The organism is Streptococcus sp. 3.1 (genome assembly GCF_016648915.1).
Lineage (GTDB): Bacteria > Bacillota > Bacilli > Lactobacillales > Streptococcaceae > Streptococcus > Streptococcus salivarius_E.
The window spans coordinates 16966-33738 of record NZ_JACLQV010000002.1; the positions used below are offsets into that span (position 1 = coordinate 16966).

Here is a 16773-nt window from a genome sequence, read left to right on the forward strand (position 1 = left end):
AAAGGAGTTAACTGATGACTGCTGAATATATTGTAATTAAGATTGGTGGAGTAGCCAGTAAGCAGCTAACTCCCGAGATATTGGCTAAACTGTCAGAATGGCAGCAGGCTGGTCAGAAAATTGTTATCGTCCATGGGGGTGGTTTTGCTATCAACCAACTCATGGAGGAACATGACATCCCAATTCATAAGGTTAATGGTCTTCGTGTGACGGGTCAGTCAGATATGGACTTGATTAAAGAAGCCTTGGTTGACATAGTTGGGAAAAACTTAGCAGGTGAGCTGACAACTGCAGGTTTGCCAGCCTATCAGCTTGTAGATGAATTGCCAGACCTTGTTCATGCTGATTTTTTGGATCAAGAGACTTATGGCTTTGTGGGTGAGGTCAAAAACATCGCCAATCAGACCTTAGTAGCACTCCTTGCTCAAGGTAAGATCCCCTTGATTCCTAGTTTGGGTTACAGTGAGCAGGGTGATTTGCTCAATATCAATGCGGATTACCTTGCTAGAGCTGTGGCAATTAGTCTAGGTGCCAAAAAACTTATCCTTATGACAGATGTCAAGGGAGTTTTAGAAAATGGTCAGGTTTTGGAGCATCTGAATTTTGTGGACGTTCAGAAAAAAATAGAGTCATGCGTGATAACTGGGGGCATGATTCCTAAAATTCAAAGCGCTGTTCAGACAGTTCAAGCCGGTGTTGAGCAGGTCATTATTGGTGATAACCTGACAGATGGTACCATAATCAAGGAGTAAGAGATGACAAAACTATTTTCAAACTATAAGCGGGCAGCGATTGATTTTGCTTCGGCACAGGGCAATTATTTGACAGATACAACTGGCAAGACCTACTTGGATTTTTCATCAGGTATCGGGGTAACCAATCTGGGCTATCATCCCTCTGTCAATCAGGCTCTAACAGATCAGGTAGGCAAGATTTTGCACCAGCCTAATCTTTATCACAATCAGTTGCAAGAAGATGTTGCTGGACTTTTAATTGGTGACAAGGACTATCTAGCCTTTTTCTGTAATAGTGGTGCAGAGGCCAATGAAGCAGCCATAAAAATCGCTCGTAAGGCATCAGGTAAACAAGAAATCATTACCTTTCAAAATTCCTTCCATGGTCGAACGTTTGGATCCATGTCTGCCACTGGTCAGGATAAAATCAAACAAGGCTTTGGTGAAGGTGTGCCCCACTTTAGCTATGCTATTTTCAATGACATAGATAGTGTCAAGGCCCTAGCTAGTGACGAAACAGCGGCTATTATGTTGGAGTTGGTTCAAGGGGAATCAGGTGTTCAACCTGCTGATAAGGACTTTGTTAAGGCTTTGGCTGACTTTTGTAAGGAGATGGGTATTTATCTTATTGTAGATGAGGTTCAGACAGGCCTTGGTCGTACTGGTAAGCTTTATGCTTATGAGCACTACGATATTGAACCAGATATCTTTACTCTGGCAAAAGGTTTGGCAAATGGGGTGCCAGTTGGTGCCATGCTTGCTAAGTCATCTCTTGGAGAAGCCTTCTCTTACGGAAGTCACGGCTCTACCTTTGGAGGAAATAAACTGGCTATGGCGGCGGCCAAAGCTACGCTTGAAGTTATGTTGGTCCCAGGTTTTCTAGATACTGCCCTTGAAAATGGAAACCAGCTACAAGCAAAATTGCAGGCAGCTTTATCTGATAAAGAGACGGTTACCACTGTACGTGGCTTGGGCTATATGATTGGGATTGAGACTACTGGCAATTTAGGAGAATTGGTCCAGTCGGCTCGAGATAAGGGGTTAATTGTCTTAACTGCAGGGACAAGCGTGATTCGTCTTTTGCCACCAATCACCCTAAGTGATGCTGAAATTGAAAAGGGTGTGGCTATCCTATCAGAAATATTTGACTAGAACATAAAAATCACTTGATTCTTGAATCAAGTGATTTCTTTTACTCATTGTCAGTATCAATCTCGCTGAGAAGTCCTTTAGCTGTTGTTGTTGGCAGAATACGGACACGATTAAGTGAGAGAAGACCATCCTTGGCACTGGCTAGCCCTTCGTTGGTTGTTAGTCCTAACTTGTAAGTTTTCTTAGCTAGGTCAAGTGTCGTTTGATTATAGCGACCTGATGGGTAGGCAATGGTATTGACCTTGGTATTGAGTTTATTTTCAAGGAAGTCAATAGAATCCGTTAATTCAACCTTTTGTGTCGCCTTATCAGTGGTTGACAAATCGGGGTGGTTAACCGTATGAGATTGGAAACTCATACCGTGAGCCATCATTTCTTTCATCTGTTTGACGGTTAGATTTCCAGCATTCCCTTTCTTGACAAAGCCAGTGATAATATTATTGGTTGCCTTAGCCTTGTATTTTTTGAGAATAGGATAGGCAATAGTATAGAAATCTTCGTTACCATCGTCAAAGGTCAGCCAGACAACCTTCTTAGCAGGTAGGGCGTTTTCAGTGAAGGCTTTGTAGGCTTCTTCAGGCGTTAGGAAGTAGTATCCTGCCTTCGCCAAGGCCTTGATTTGTGCCTCGAAGAGGTCTGGGTCAACGATAAGGTTGGCGTTGGAGGCTTCAGATGGATCCATGACGTGTACTGCATGATACATGAGGATAGGGATTTGGACAGGATCGTCATAGGTTTTCCATTTAGCTGTCGTCTTAGACTGACTGGTCTGAGCTTGTTGTTGCTTGCTTTTCGAATGATTTGGTCGGTTAAGCATAAAGACTGCTAGTAAGCCAAGAAGGACAATATTTAGGAAAAGCAGAAGAAGGTTCAGTTTCTTTCTGTTAGCTTGAGTTGTTTTTTTCTTTTGAGAAGTCATTGTATCCCCTTTCAAATAGGTCTAGTTATTATTCTAACAAAAATGGGATGGAAATGCACAGAATTTTCAGTAAAAAGAATACTTGCCTCCTTAAATGGCAACAATATTCTGTCAATTCCGATAGAAATGTGGTACAATTAAAGAAATGTATGTTTTTAAGGAGAAATCGTAAATGTCTATTAAAATTGGATTGCTTGGCTTTGGTACAGTAGCTAGCGGTATTCCTTTCCTCTTGAAGGAAAATGGTGAAAAGGTTCTTGCGGCCTCACGTGACCAACTCGAAATTGCCAAAGTTTTGGTTAAAGATGACGAGGAAAAAAATCGTCTTATCGCTTCCGGAAACGACTACAATTTTGTCACAAATGTTGACGAAATCCTTAATGATGAAGAGATTCAAATCGTGGTTGAATTGATGGGTCGTATCGAGCCAGCTCGTACCTTCATCACAAAAGCACTTGAAGCAGGTAAAAACGTTGTTTCTGCTAACAAAGACTTGATTGCTACTCATGGAAAAGAGTTGATTTCTCTTGCCCAAGATAAGGGAGTGGCTTTCTACTATGAAGCTGCTGTTGCTGGTGGTATTCCAATTTTGCGTACTTTGGCTAACTCTTTGACGTCTGATAAGGTGACACGTATCCTTGGTGTGCTTAACGGAACATCTAACTTCATGATGACTAAGATGGTTGACGAAGGTTGGTCATATGAGGACGCTCTTAAGACTGCTCAAGAACTTGGTTATGCCGAAAGTGATCCAACTAACGACGTTGAAGGTATTGATGCTGCTTATAAAGCTGTTATCCTTAGCCAATTTGGATTTGGTGCCACAATTGATTTCGACGATGTGACTCACAAGGGGATTACAAACATCTCTACTGATGATGTAGCTGTTGCTCAAGAATTAGGTTATGTCATCAAATTGGTTGGTGATGTGCGTGAAGTAGAATCAGGTATCTCAGCAGAAGTGTCCCCAACATTCTTGCCAAAAAATCACCCACTTGCTAGCGTCAACGATGTCATGAATGCAGTCTTTGTTGAATCTATCGGTATTGGCGAATCAATGTACTACGGTCCAGGTGCTGGTCAAAAACCAACAGCAACATCTGTTTTGGCAGACATTATCCGTATTGCTCGTCGTCTTTCAGATGGCAATGTGGGTAAACCATTTAATGAGTTCCGTCGTGACTTGCCATTGGCTAATCCAGCAGATGTTAAGAGCAACTACTACTTTGCCCTTGATACGCCAGACGAAAAAGGTAAAATCCTTCACTTGTCTGAAATCTTCAACTCAGAAGATATTTCATTTGAACAAGTCTTGCAACAAAAAGCAAATGGTACAACAGCTCGTATCGTTGTGATTACACATGCTATGTCTAAGACACAACTCAAAGCTGTTACTGAAAAACTTGAAGCAGCAGAAGACTTCACTGTTGTCAATACATTGAAAGTTTTGTCTAACTAATTGATAAGCCCATACTGGTGCGTATAAGAAAGGTATTCAAGGAGAAAAGTCGCTGATGGCTTTCCTCCTTTTGGTGTATTATTATGAAAATTACTGTTCCAGCAACATCTGCCAATATTGGTCCAGGTTTTGATTCTGTGGGTGTTGCCGTTTCTAAATATTTGACAATCGAGGTGCTTGAACCAGCGGATGCATGGCATATCGAACATGAATTGGGAGATATTCCTTCAGATGAAAATAACCTCCTCATTTCAACTGCCTTGCAAGTTAAGTCTGATTTGCAGCCCCATAAATTGGTGATGGCATCAGATATTCCCTTGGCGCGTGGGCTAGGTTCTTCAAGTTCTGTTATTGTCGCAGGAATCGAGTTGGCCAATCAATTGGCAAACTTGCAGCTCTCAGACGATGATAAACTTGATATTGCAACCAAGATTGAAGGTCATCCGGACAATGTTGCCCCAGCTATTTTTGGGAATCTCGTTGTAGCCTCTTATGTGGATGAACATGTTAATAGCATCGTGACAGACTTTCCAGAGTGTGCCTTTGTAGCCTTCATTCCGAGCTATGAGCTTAAGACGTCTGATTCACGTGGGGTACTTCCAAGTGACCTGTCTTACAAAGAAGCTGTAGCTGCATCATCTATTGCCAACGTTGCCATTGCTGCCCTCTTTGCAGGCGATTTGGTTAAGGCGGGACATGCTATTCAAGGGGATATGTTCCACGAACGCTACCGCCAAAAATTGGTCAAGGAATTTGCGACTATTAAGGAATTGTCAGGTCAATATGGTGCTTATGCGACCTATCTCTCAGGCGCTGGCCCAACAGTTATGACCTTGACGCCAAATGATCAGGCTGAAGCTCTTAAAACGGCTATCGATGGTCTTGGTTTAGATGGTGAAACCTTCATCCTGTCTGTGGATAAAGCAGGTGTTGTCGTTGACTAGAAAAAATCAAGGGCTACTCTTTGGTCTGGCCACCTATATTCAATGGGGATTTTTATCCCTTTTTTGGAAGCTTTTAGCAGGTGTTTCGGCTTACAACACCTTCTCGTGGCGCATTGTTTTTACAGTGGTGACTATGCTGACTTACGCCCTAGTCGCTAAGCAAAGTACACGTTTCAAAAAGGAGCTTGTGGAACTTTGGCAGGATAAGAAAGCCTTGCTTCGTATGCTACTTGCTAGTTTTCTCATAGCAGCTAACTGGTTGATTTATATCTATGCTGTGGGTCATGGTCAAGCGACGCAGGCTAGCCTGGGCTATTACATTATGCCTATTGTTTCTATCCTGCTTGCCCTCATTTTTCTTCGTGAATCATTGAGTAGGACCATGTGGGCAGCAGTAGTATTGGCCTTTATAGGAGTACTGGTTCTTGTTGCCAATACAGGAAAACTTCCCATGGTTTCATTGGGGTTAGCTCTGAGCTTTGGTTTCTATGGTCTAATCAAAAAAGGGGTTAGACTCTCCAGTGACGTAGCCATGCTAGTAGAAAGCGGCTTGCTACTACCTTTTGTAGCTATCTATCTCGTTTTCTTTTCTCCAGAATCATTTTCTTCCTATTCGAGCATGGAAATGTTTCTCCTAGCCATATCCGGTGTGGTGACGGCTGTTCCATTGCTTTGCTTCTCAGAAGCAGTCAAAAGGGCACCGCTTAACCTTATTGGTTTCATCCAGTATCTTAATCCTACGATTCAACTTCTCGTAGCCATCCTCATTTTTGGTGAGACGGTCAGCTTTGGAGAGTTGAAAGGCTTCCTCTTTATCTGGATGGCCATACTAGTCTTTGTAACTGGCCAAATAGTAACATTTCGTAGAAGTTCCTGATAGCTATCGGGAACTTTTTATGATGTTGTCCTAAAAATGAGCCAAGTTTATCTGACAATTTTAGAACTTTAAGATATAATAGTAGTATTAGATTAAAATAGCGGAGAATTTTATGCGAAAAATGAAAAAGCTAGCGGGCTATCTGCTTCTGCTCGCTATCCCAGTTGCCATCGCTGCAGGCCTGTTTATCTTTAACGGTTCAGGTTATCGCTTGTCAGAACAAGATGCGGCAGACATTGCTTACAAAAATGCAGGTGTCAAAACTTCTGAGATTTCTCAATCAACAGTTTCGAAAGCACGTTCTGGGCTTCACGGAAGTTATGAGATTAGTTTCACAACGTCAGACAACCATTTTGAGTATACAATTGATGGTCAGTCAGGATCTATTTTGAAACATAAGAGTGACCATCCAACAACTAAGGATGAGGATGACGCTCAAAAAGGTGAAGAACCTAAAGACGAGACTCAACCTAGTGAAAGCAAGGAAGAGACAGCTGTATCAAAAGAGACTGCGCAAACAACAGCTCTTAACCATGCTGGCCTAGCTGAAGGTTCTGTGACAAACTTGAAAACGGAATTGAAGACTGAAGGAGATGGTAAGGTCTACAATATCAGCTTTGACTATGCTGCTAGCGGTCTACGTTATAAATACGCGGTAAATGCTGATTCGGGAGCTATCGTAGCCTATACGACTGAGTATCTCACAGGGGCTGCGACTCCTGCTCAGTAGGTCGCAGATAGAGTGAAAGCTCTCCTTATTATTAAGGAAAATCCTTGCAATTTCTCTGAAATGGTGTAAACTAAAGGTGAAAACGGTAACAGTAGCTGTAGATCTTGCCGTAGAATCAAGGAGGCTTTGACCATGAAAGAATTCCAAGCATTTAAAGACACGCTTAGCAATAAGGCTCTCAAAGCCATTTACGAAGAAAGTAAATTGGAAGTCCAAGACGAAACAACTGAAGGTACAGAAGCCTTCTCGCTAGCCTTGGCAACCCAAATGGCTATCAATCTACTCGAAAGCTATGAAAAATGGCTAAAAGAAGAAAGAGCTAAGGAAGAAAAATAAGATGAAATCCTTGTCGGAAGACAGGGATTTTTCTAATAGAAAATAAAGTTATCTAGAATGTAGATTATCTGTCTTGAAATATCTATAATACCATCATTCATGTACTTAAAATAAAATAAATGCTTTTACTTATGATAAGTGAGCCATTTCTTGTGAAAACGGTCTCGATTTTAGCCGATGTTTTGTTACAATGGTTTCAGCAAGTTCCTTAAGAGAGGAGTAGAGAGATGATTTTCTTGGTGGTTAGGATAATTACTATGATGTTAGGGGTTATAGTTACTTACCTGCTATTGTGTTATTTTATTAGTCATACACAGTCCGAACATGTTTTAATTAGAGCACATCAAAGACGAGTTGCAGCTGGGAAAAAGCTCAAAGATGTTTGTGGGCTTGAATTAAAAGTTCATAAAGAACATTTTCAGAAGGATTTTGAAGGAAAGTGATGGTGAACTTCATGGAGTTAATTAAATCATTTCTTGTGGCGCCCTATTTTCTTGGGATGATTCTTGGTGGTGTATTTTTAGGGATTTATGTGTTGATAGATAAGATTATTAAGAATCCGATAAAAGATATCGATTATTACAAACAGTTTGTAGAATCTTACAAAGAAGAAGCAGTTTTTTATAAAATGTCCTCCGAAGAGTATAAAACGATGGCAATAACTTACCGTAAGAGATATTTGGAAAGCCAAGCAAAGTTAGAACTTGTCATGAAAGGTAATAGTAGCCATTGAAAATTGTGAGGAAAAGTAGGACAAAGGACATACTTTCAAATTCAAAAATCAATAAGATTTCCATCAAAATTTCATTTGTCTTGGTCTTAAAATTGTGATAAAATAAGACCATTCAGAGGTGCTTTGAAGCCCATTTGTCACAGGAAGCGGTGGTACTGAGAAATCCGCACAAATGTCAAAGCTGGTTGCTGATGGTCAAATTGAATCAAGAAAGCTGTGAGTGGTTACCACTCAAAACTGGGTGGTACCGCGGATACACATTCGTCCCTGTCATAGTTATGGCAGGGATTTTCTATAGCTTTTAAAGAACCAAGACCGAAGGTCGCAGGTGAATTTAGAGATATTGATGCAGACAGAGCGCAAGCGAGGTCTACGTTCCTATCAGAGGAGGGTGACATGAAGCAATCTTTTGAGACCAGTAAATTGTACTATGGTTTTCCCATTTTTATCTTGGGTTACCAGGACCAGACCTATGGCTATAATGTGACGACTTGTAGTTCTTCTTATAGTCTAGGAGATTGGCTCGTTATAGGGGTCGGTAGCGAGGAAAATGCGGCAGACCAGATTAAACATTATCAGAAGTTCACAGTGAATATTCCTGATGAAAGTTTTATGCTGGAGATGGAGCAGGCTGGTTTTATTAGTCATCGTGAGAAGATTGCTAAACTCGGCATAGATTTTCAACCTTCTGATTTGACACAAGCACCTATCCTGGATGCCTGTCCAGTCGTTCTGGATTGTGAGGTCGACAGAATTATTGAGGAAGATCGTATCTGTCATATCTTTGCTAAGATCCTAGACCGCCTTGCTGATCCTGGTTTGCTAGATGACAAGGGACATTTCCGTAATGATTCTTTTGCACCGACTTACTTTATGGGAGATGGTCATAAACGTGTCTATCGCTATCTAGATGACCGAGTCGACCACATGGGAAGCTTTATCAAGAAAGCGAGGAAGAGGGATGAAAAGAGCTGAGTTACCAGAACTAGTCGCTGAGAAGCTTGGCTTTACCCTTGAAGCTCGCATTCGAGACCGCAAAGATGCTTGAGGCAAGCGCTGTGATAAGTTGAGGCATGGCTTTCTTAGGAGTGAGTGGGAGGAGGAGAAATGAAATGGTTTGTTATCTTATTGCTTATACTTCTAAGTTTTTACTTTTATAAAAAAGAAAAAAAAGAAAAAGTTGGATATTAGTTATTCTAATGAAATTATCCCAAATACTGATTATGAAGTATCTCCAATAAACGAGGAATTTTTAGCTCTAATGCCTAAAATTGAGTTCTTACCTACAGAGATTAATCTTGATGAAAAACCTATTCATGAGATTTCAGATGGAAATGTTGTAGCGAAATTAGATGCTCTTGTGCCTCAAATTGTTCAAAACTTCAACAATCATGTCAAAAATAAATCTATTGAAGAGTTATTAAATAAAGTTAAAGAAGGTAATATTTATCAAGTAATTATCCCACCTGAAGCAAAACTTTATGATTCGAAAAAATTACAGGGAGCTTTTCGCGGTGGTTACAACATAAATAATAAGCTTGCAGGTCAAGCCAATCTTATACCAATAGATGCTGAAAATTTAACAGCTATCTCAAATACAGTAGCTGATGTAATGAATATTTCCTCCATGGTTGTAGGTCAATATTATATGGCTCAAATTGATACTAAAATGACCGAAATGCAAGAAGGAATCGATAAAATATATGATTTTCAACAGACTGAATTTAAAGCTAGAATAATAGCTTTAATAGGAAAAGTTGGTAACATATCCAAATTTAATATCGAAATCATTGAAAATGATGAATTGAGAAAACGTTCTCTAGATGACTTAAGTCGATATAGAGATGATGCAGTTGAATTATTACAGCAAGTCAATTTAACGATAGAAAATATTGTTTCTAAAGGTCATAACAATGAATTTGATAAGTACAAAGAGAGTATCGAGGAAGTTGATAGATTAATTAGCTTTCAACAATACTTGCTCTCGATTTTAGAAGAAATTGGAAGGTTAATTTATCTATTAAACAAGGGTACCGTATCTTCTGATCATTGTTATTCTTTATATAACATTTATATTGAACAATCTACTGATGCTAGAAATTTATTAAATCAATGGCATGATGAGAGCATCAAAACATTTGCACTTGATTTGGATAATAAGAGATATGCTAAGCAAGGTTGGGAAGGATTATTATTCGAAATTCCTGGAATGATTGTCAATGATTGGAAATATAATGAAATACCTAATTCTGTAATCACACAAATTTATAAACAATTAGATAATTCACTTGAGATAAAAAATACAACTGAGAATTTACTCAAAAAAGAAACTAAAATAATATCAAAAGACGGCAAATATTATTATTTAACAGAATAAAAGGAGAACACACATGTCTAAAGAACTTTCACCTAAATACAATCCAGCCGAGGTTGAGGCTGGTCGTTACCAAAAATGGCTTGATGAGGATGTTTTCAAGCCTTCTGGCGATAAAAAGGCTAAGCCTTATTCAATCGTTATTCCACCACCAAACGTAACTGGTAAACTTCACCTTGGTCACGCTTGGGATACTACTTTGCAAGATATTATCATCCGTCAAAAACGTATGCAAGGTTTTGATACGCTTTGGCTTCCTGGTATGGACCACGCAGGTATTGCCACTCAAGCTAAGGTTGAAGCACGTTTGGCTGAAGACGACATTTCTCGTTATGACCTTGGCCGTGAAAAATTCCTTGATAAAGTTTGGGAATGGAAAGACGAGTATGCCTCAACTATCAAGCAACAATGGGGTAAGATGGGACTCTCTGTAGACTACTCTCGTGAGCGTTTCACCCTTGACGAAGGTTTGTCAAAAGCCGTTCGCAAGGTCTTTGTAGAGCTTTACAAAAAAGGTTGGATTTACCGTGGTGAATTCATCATCAACTGGGATCCCAAAGCCCGTACAGCCCTCTCTGATATCGAGGTTATTCACAAGGATGTGGAAGGTGCCTTCTACCACATGAACTACATGTTGGAAGATGGTTCACGTGCCCTTGAAGTGGCAACAACACGTCCTGAAACTATGTTTGGGGATACTGCCGTAGCGGTTAACCCAAACGATGACCGCTATAAAGATTTGATTGGTAAAAATGTTATCTTGCCAATCTTGAACAAGCCAATCCCAATCGTTGGGGACGAACACGCAGACCCTGAGTTTGGTACTGGTGTGGTTAAAATCACACCTGCCCATGACCCTAATGACTTCTTGGTTGGTCAACGTCATAACTTGCCACAAGTCAATGTCATGAACGATGATGGTACCATGAATGAATTGGCTGGTGAATTCAACGGCATGGACCGCTTTGAAGCTCGTAAGGCTGTTGTTAAGAAATTGGAAGAAATCGGTGCCCTTGTTGAAATTGAGAAAATGACTCACTCAGTTGGTCACTCAGAGCGTACAGGTGTGCCTGTTGAGCCACGCTTGTCTACACAATGGTTCGTTAAGATGGATCAATTGGCGAAAAATGCTATCGCAAACCAAGATACAGACGACAAAGTAGAATTCTACCCACCTCGTTTCAACGATACCTTCCTTCAATGGATGGAAAATGTCCACGATTGGGTTATTTCTCGTCAGCTCTGGTGGGGTCACCAAATCCCTGCCTGGTACAATGCTGAGGGTGAAATGTACGTTGGTGAAGAAGCACCAGAAGGTGATGGATGGAAACAAGACGAAGATGTCTTGGATACTTGGTTCAGTTCTGCCCTCTGGCCATTCTCAACTATGGGTTGGCCTGAAGTGGAAGCAGAAGACTTCAAACGTTACTTCCCAACTTCAACCTTGGTTACTGGTTACGATATCATCTTCTTCTGGGTGTCTCGTATGATCTTCCAATCATTGGAATTCACAGGACGCCAACCATTTAAGAATGTCCTTATCCACGGACTTATTCGTGATGAGCAAGGACGTAAGATGTCTAAATCACTCGGTAACGGTATTGACCCAATGGATGTTATCGAGAAATACGGTGCCGATGCCCTCCGTTGGTTCCTTTCAAACGGTTCTGCACCAGGGCAAGACGTGCGTTTCTCTTATGAGAAAATGGATGCGTCTTGGAACTTCATTAACAAGATTTGGAATATCTCTCGTTACATTCTCATGAACAATGAAGGATTGACCTTGGATGTGGCGCGTGAAAATGTAGCTAAAGTGGCTGTTGGCCAAGCAGGTAACGTGACAGACCGTTGGATTCTCCACAACCTCAACGAAACTATTGGAAAAGTCACTGAAAACTTTGATAAGTTTGAATTCGGTGTGGCTGGTCACATCCTCTACAACTTCATCTGGGATGAGTTTGCGGACTGGTATGTTGAGTTAACTAAGGAAGTGCTTTATAGCGACAATGAGGACGAAAAAGTCATCACTCGTTCGGTTCTTCTTTACACCTTGGATCAAATCTTGCGTCTCCTTCACCCAATCATGCCATTCGTGACTGAAGAAATCTATGGCCAAATCTCTGAAGGAACAATCGTGACTGCTGAATACCCAGTGGTTCGTCCAGAGTTTGAAAACGAAGCAGCAGCAGCTGGTGTAGAAGCTCTTAAAGACGTGATTCGCTCCGTTCGTAACTCACGTGCTGAAGTGAATGTAGCACCAAGCAAGCCAATCACCATCTTGATCAAGACTAGTGATAGCAAGCTCGATGCCTTCTTCAATGACAATGTCAACTACATCAAACGCTTCACAAACCCAGAACACTTGGAAATTGCAGCAGATGTCGAAGTACCTGACTTGGTTATGTCAAGCATCATCACAGGCGCAGAAATCTACTTGCCACTCGCTGACCTTCTTAATGTCGAAGAAGAATTGGCCCGTCTTGAAAAAGAATTGGCTAAATGGCAAAAAGAACTGGCTATGGTTGGTAAGAAACTCTCTAACGAGCGCTTCGTAGCCAATGCCAAACCAGAAGTCGTCCAAAAAGAACGCGACAAACAAGAAGATTACCAAGCTAAATACGATGCGACAGTCGTACGTATTGAAGAAATGAAGAAATTGGTTAAATAAACAAAGAAGCACGGCGGAATGCCGTGTTTTTTTGGTATAATTGATCTCATACTAAATGATTAAGGAGAAGATAATGAATATAATTACTATGGAATTAAATTTTCTAGGAGTTAGTGAAACAGATTTGAAGCTGTTTAATTTTATTAGAGATAGTGATGAGATTAGTGTATCTATAAAAGTTGACCTATCTAAAAATTATTTTTTAAATCACAAGAAATTTTCAAAACAATTTAAAGAATATTTTGGTAGTGTCAGATTAGAAGAATTTTTGAATAAATTATCTTTGATTGAAGAAATAAAATTTTCGCATGAGGATAAATTAAATCATCAACAATTGGCTAGTGAAGCTATAAAAAACCAAAAAATTAAAGAGCTTGCTGATAGAGTTTACGGCGAGTATTATTATAATCTTCTAATTAAATTTGTCTCTTTATCAACTGCTATTTGGCTTTTGAAAGATTCTTGTGTACAATCGAATTTAGCTTATACGATTATTGAGAATGGGTATTATTCTGCTTCAAATTCTGATATGAATTATACAATGGCAAATGGGAGTCATCAAGTGGTTTCAGTTGACGGCAGAGAAATTAAGAGTATAAAAAAATATTATGAATTAGTATTTCCAATTATAAATTCTCGTATAGGAACCAAAGAAATTGAGAGAAATCATATTACCAATCATTATACTTCATTTGAAAACGATAAAATAGATAGAAGTAAATTTGCAAGTTATTCTAGAGCCCTTGTCTATTTACAAGAAGCACGTAAGAATAGTTTACTCGCTTCTAAAATTGATAAATATATGCAAGTTCTACAGTGCTTATATGCCTTTGGAGACGGTACGCGTAGAATGGGAAGAAAGCTAAAGTATATTACAGCTAATTTATTGTCAGAGGAATCGACAGAAAAGCAAAAAATAGTTGATAACATTGCCATTGCATATAAGATTAGGTCGCAGCATACTCATGGAAATAGAATAAAATTTGACCAAAATGAGATTGAGCGCATTTCAATAGTTCTTGACGATTATGTTAGGGAGGTTCTAAAAAAGTTATTACCGAATAAAGAATTAGAATATTCAGATGAAAAGACAAGACTTTTTGTTGAAAAACAAATGCGAAGATTTAATGAAGGAAAATTTTCGAATTTCTTTAAGAAAATTTTTAGATAAAATAAAACTAACTTCCGAAAAACTACATCAAAACTAAACTATCTTTTATTTCAAGAAGCAGTAATTTTATGGCTATATCAACTTTAGTCCGTTCGTCAGATGAACTGAATGAAAAACTGTCTTTATAGACGAGATAGACGAGTGCTTACAATATTCTAAATCAGATTTTTTTCATAGATTTTGACTGAAAAAGATAGCGGATCTTTATGGGAACCAAGAAGCTGACTTTGCGAAGCAGGAGTGTTTTAATGGTAGCTAAGAACTCTATTCTCATGATGAGAGGATTATGCGTAATAGCTAGATATTAGGTTTGCTATATTTTAACTTTTTCAAGACCATTAATAAATTGGATAGAAGGGCACAGCATTTCATTATCAAGTGGAATGCTAAACACTTGGTAAATGTTGACTTTCCTAAGGGAGGAGTGAAAGATTATGAAAACTATTAACTTTAGGGCACTAATTTAAGATAAAAACATGATTAAATATCCTTTTTGAGGTATAATTGTGATAGATTAATTTTTGAGGAAATGTTTATGGCTAAGAATACTGAAAATTATAATTTGCTTTTACATTGATGTTAGTATGATTTTATGGACACGTTTTGGTGGAATAGTATCTAACCAAAAGGAGATGTCCAAATGAGCCAAAAATATACCAAAGAGTTCAAGGAAACAATTGTTCAATTGCATGAAGCAGGACAGCCTGTTTCAGATTTAGTCAAAGAGTACGGAGTTGCCAACCAAACTATATACAAATGGCTTCAACTATATGGGAAATTTAAAGATCAAAATGTATCCCTTCATGAACTCCAACAAATGCGCAAAGAGATGGCTAAAATGAAGGAGGAAAATGAAATCTTAAAAAAGCCTTGACGATCTTTGCGAAGAAATAAAAGATTCTACTATCTTTCAAATGATCGATCATCTTTATGCTAGTCACCAGTTTTATATTAAGGTGACGTGTAACCTATTCCAAGTTTCACGGTCTAGCTACTACGCCTTTAAAAGCCACCAACCAAGCCAACGAGATCAAGAAAATAAACTTCTTTAAAAAGGAGATTATGATCTCTTATCTTGCCTCTTCTAAGCGATATGGTGCTCCAAAAATCCATAAAGATTTATTGGAAAAGGGATACCAGATTTCTGAAAAGAGAGTACAAAAACTGATGACTGAATTAAATATTCGTTCGATCGTCAGAAAGAAATACCGACCTGCTTCATTGTCAAAACAAGAAGCTAAAGAATACCCTGATTTGTTAAATCGTGATTTTTCAACAGATAAAATCAATCAAAAGTGGGTAACTGACATAACATATATCTACACACTTTCGGATGGGTGGCGAAGAATAAATAATTATTTTCATATTTTATAAATAATTCCCGCCTTCAGCTTTCTTTAAGGAACTCAAGTTATACTATAGTCATCCTAATAAGTATTACTGAACGTCGTTCGGTAGCGCTCACATGTTCTGGTTTTAAGTCAGACAGTGTATCTTTCTTTTTTCATAAATCTCCCAAACAAGTCTAATCTCACAAGGTTAGGCTTGTTTTTATGAAATAAGCAGAAAGTTTTTCATTAAAAGTAAACGCTTGTGTAAGTAAAATGAAAACGTTAGGTAAAGTCAGTGAAAACGTCTTAAAAACCGTCAATTCATTGACTTTCGTGGAAAATAGGACTAAAATAACAGGGTAAAAAAAATTAAAAGGAGAATTCTACTATGAATCTAACTATCTTAGCCCTCGGTTTGGCCGTTATGGGTGTATCTGTTGGTGAGGGTATCCTCGTTGCCAATATCGCTAAAGCTGCAGCTCGCCAACCTGAGATGTTTAGCAAACTTCAAACATTGATGTTTACTGGTGTTGCCTTTATCGAAGGTACCTTCTTCGTATTGTTTGCCCTTAGCTACATTGTCTAATAGACAAATAAAAGATGAAGGAGGGATGAGCAGTGGAAACTACAAGTAATCCAACCGTCTCATTATTTGGGATTGATTTTGACTTGACTGTCCTTGCCATGTCTCTCTTGACAGTAATTATCGTTTTTGGAGTGGTTTTTTGGTCAAGTCGTAAGATGACCATTAAACCAAAGGGAAAACAAAATGTGCTTGAGTTCATCTATGAGTTTGTGAATAGTACCATTTCTCAAAGTCTTGGGAAATTCACGAAGAATTATAGTTTGCTCTTGTTTGTAATTTTCACCTTTGTTTTTACAGCAAACAACTTAGGTTTGCTTGTGTCTGTAAAAAGTGAGCATTACAATTTTTGGACTTCTCCAACATCGAACTTCGGTGTTACTATCACTCTTTCTTTGATTATTACCCTCATTAGTCATATTGAGGGGATCCGTAAAAAAGGGTTTAAAGGCTATCTAAAGGGCTACCTTTCACCATACCCAGCTATGCTCCCAATGAACATTTTGGAACAATTAACCAACCCTGCTTCATTGGCCTTGCGTTTGTTTGGTAACATTTATTCTGGTGAGGTACTTACTGGCTTGATTCTTCAATTGGTGACCTGGTCTGCTTTTGCAGCACCTGTATCCTTTGCTTTGAACCTTGTCTGGGTTGCCTTTTCAGCCTTTATCGGCTTTATCCAAGCCTATGTCTTTATTATCCTAAGTTCAAACTATATTGGTGATAAAGTCAACGAAGAATAATTAAGAAAGGGAGAAATGA

Annotated in this window: 18 protein-coding genes and 1 pseudogene; 18 read left to right on the forward strand and 1 reads right to left on the reverse strand. The window is 39.0% G+C overall.

From position 1 onward, the window contains the following. Window positions 1-14 precede the first annotated feature (14 nt). Window positions 15-752 carry an acetylglutamate kinase gene (gene argB / locus H7U02_RS01355; RefSeq protein ID WP_156685157.1) on the forward strand — a complete coding sequence of 246 codons (738 nt, stop codon included), beginning with the start codon at window positions 15-17 and terminating at the stop codon, window positions 750-752. A 3-nt stretch (window positions 753-755) separates the two neighbouring features. Next, window positions 756-1886, forward strand: coding sequence for an acetylornithine transaminase (locus H7U02_RS01360; RefSeq protein ID WP_107372619.1), 1131 nt, complete (start codon window positions 756-758; stop codon window positions 1884-1886). Between the two features lie 40 nt (window positions 1887-1926). Here the strand turns inward: H7U02_RS01360 and H7U02_RS01365 are convergent, their stop codons facing one another. Beyond that, a complete protein-coding gene (locus H7U02_RS01365; RefSeq protein ID WP_201042637.1) occupies window positions 1927-2805 on the reverse strand; it encodes a polysaccharide deacetylase family protein in 879 nt (292 codons plus the stop codon). A 172-nt stretch (window positions 2806-2977) separates the two neighbouring features. On the opposite strand from H7U02_RS01365, the gene H7U02_RS01370 reads away from it, so the two are divergent. The 16 genes and pseudogenes from H7U02_RS01370 (at window position 2978) to atpB (ending at window position 16754) form a co-directional block, all read left to right on the forward strand. Continuing rightward, entirely contained in the window at window positions 2978-4264 is a 1287-nt protein-coding gene (locus H7U02_RS01370) for a homoserine dehydrogenase (RefSeq protein ID WP_201042639.1), read from the forward strand. 83 nt (window positions 4265-4347) lie between these two features. Beyond that, on the forward strand, window positions 4348-5208 hold the full coding sequence (gene thrB, locus H7U02_RS01375; RefSeq protein WP_201042641.1) for a homoserine kinase: 861 nt from the start codon (window positions 4348-4350) through the stop codon (window positions 5206-5208). After that, window positions 5201-6085 (forward strand): EamA family transporter RarD, encoded by an 885-nt coding sequence (gene rarD / locus H7U02_RS01380; protein ID WP_201042643.1) that lies wholly within the window; start codon window positions 5201-5203, stop codon window positions 6083-6085. The genes thrB and rarD overlap by 8 nt, the downstream gene beginning before the upstream one ends. A 112-nt stretch (window positions 6086-6197) precedes the next feature. Next, a complete protein-coding gene (locus H7U02_RS01385) occupies window positions 6198-6815 on the forward strand; it encodes a PepSY domain-containing protein (RefSeq protein WP_070576484.1) in 618 nt (205 codons plus the stop codon). Window positions 6816-6947: 132 nt separating this feature from the next. Beyond that, window positions 6948-7151, forward strand: coding sequence for a hypothetical protein (locus tag H7U02_RS01390; protein ID WP_002886082.1), 204 nt, complete (start codon window positions 6948-6950; stop codon window positions 7149-7151). Between the two features lie 227 nt (window positions 7152-7378). Continuing rightward, window positions 7379-7594 carry a hypothetical protein gene (locus H7U02_RS01395; protein WP_037612505.1) on the forward strand — a complete coding sequence of 72 codons (216 nt, stop codon included), beginning with the start codon at window positions 7379-7381 and terminating at the stop codon, window positions 7592-7594. A gap of 11 nt (window positions 7595-7605) precedes the next feature. Next, window positions 7606-7884, forward strand: a complete 279-nt coding sequence (locus H7U02_RS01400; protein WP_142390731.1) for a hypothetical protein — start codon at window positions 7606-7608, stop codon at window positions 7882-7884. Window positions 7885-8280: 396 nt separating this feature from the next. Further along, complete coding sequence (locus tag H7U02_RS01405; protein WP_201042645.1) at window positions 8281-8859, forward strand: flavin reductase family protein; 579 nt, start codon at window positions 8281-8283, stop codon at window positions 8857-8859. A 13-nt stretch (window positions 8860-8872) separates the two neighbouring features. Beyond that, window positions 8873-8995 (forward strand): annotated as a pseudogene (locus H7U02_RS11465) (GNAT family N-acetyltransferase); the annotation flags it as partial. A 69-nt stretch (window positions 8996-9064) separates the two neighbouring features. Then, window positions 9065-10261, forward strand: a complete 1197-nt coding sequence (locus H7U02_RS01415) for a hypothetical protein (protein WP_257056723.1) — start codon at window positions 9065-9067, stop codon at window positions 10259-10261. Between the two features lie 13 nt (window positions 10262-10274). Then, window positions 10275-12926, forward strand: coding sequence for a valine--tRNA ligase (locus tag H7U02_RS01420; RefSeq protein ID WP_201042654.1), 2652 nt, complete (start codon window positions 10275-10277; stop codon window positions 12924-12926). 73 nt (window positions 12927-12999) lie between these two features. Continuing rightward, window positions 13000-14097: a hypothetical protein gene (locus H7U02_RS01425; protein ID WP_201042655.1), complete on the forward strand. Its 1098-nt coding sequence runs from the start codon at window positions 13000-13002 to the stop codon at window positions 14095-14097. Between the two features lie 640 nt (window positions 14098-14737). Next, window positions 14738-14971: a transposase gene (locus H7U02_RS01430; protein ID WP_201042657.1), complete on the forward strand. Its 234-nt coding sequence runs from the start codon at window positions 14738-14740 to the stop codon at window positions 14969-14971. A gap of 188 nt (window positions 14972-15159) precedes the next feature. After that, window positions 15160-15471 (forward strand): IS3 family transposase, encoded by a 312-nt coding sequence (locus H7U02_RS01435; protein WP_201042659.1) that lies wholly within the window; start codon window positions 15160-15162, stop codon window positions 15469-15471. A gap of 345 nt (window positions 15472-15816) precedes the next feature. Further along, a complete protein-coding gene (locus tag H7U02_RS01440) occupies window positions 15817-16014 on the forward strand; it encodes a F0F1 ATP synthase subunit C (RefSeq protein ID WP_002890193.1) in 198 nt (65 codons plus the stop codon). Between the two features lie 32 nt (window positions 16015-16046). Next, window positions 16047-16754: a F0F1 ATP synthase subunit A gene (gene atpB, locus H7U02_RS01445; protein ID WP_037601951.1), complete on the forward strand. Its 708-nt coding sequence runs from the start codon at window positions 16047-16049 to the stop codon at window positions 16752-16754. Window positions 16755-16773: the final 19 nt, after the last annotated feature.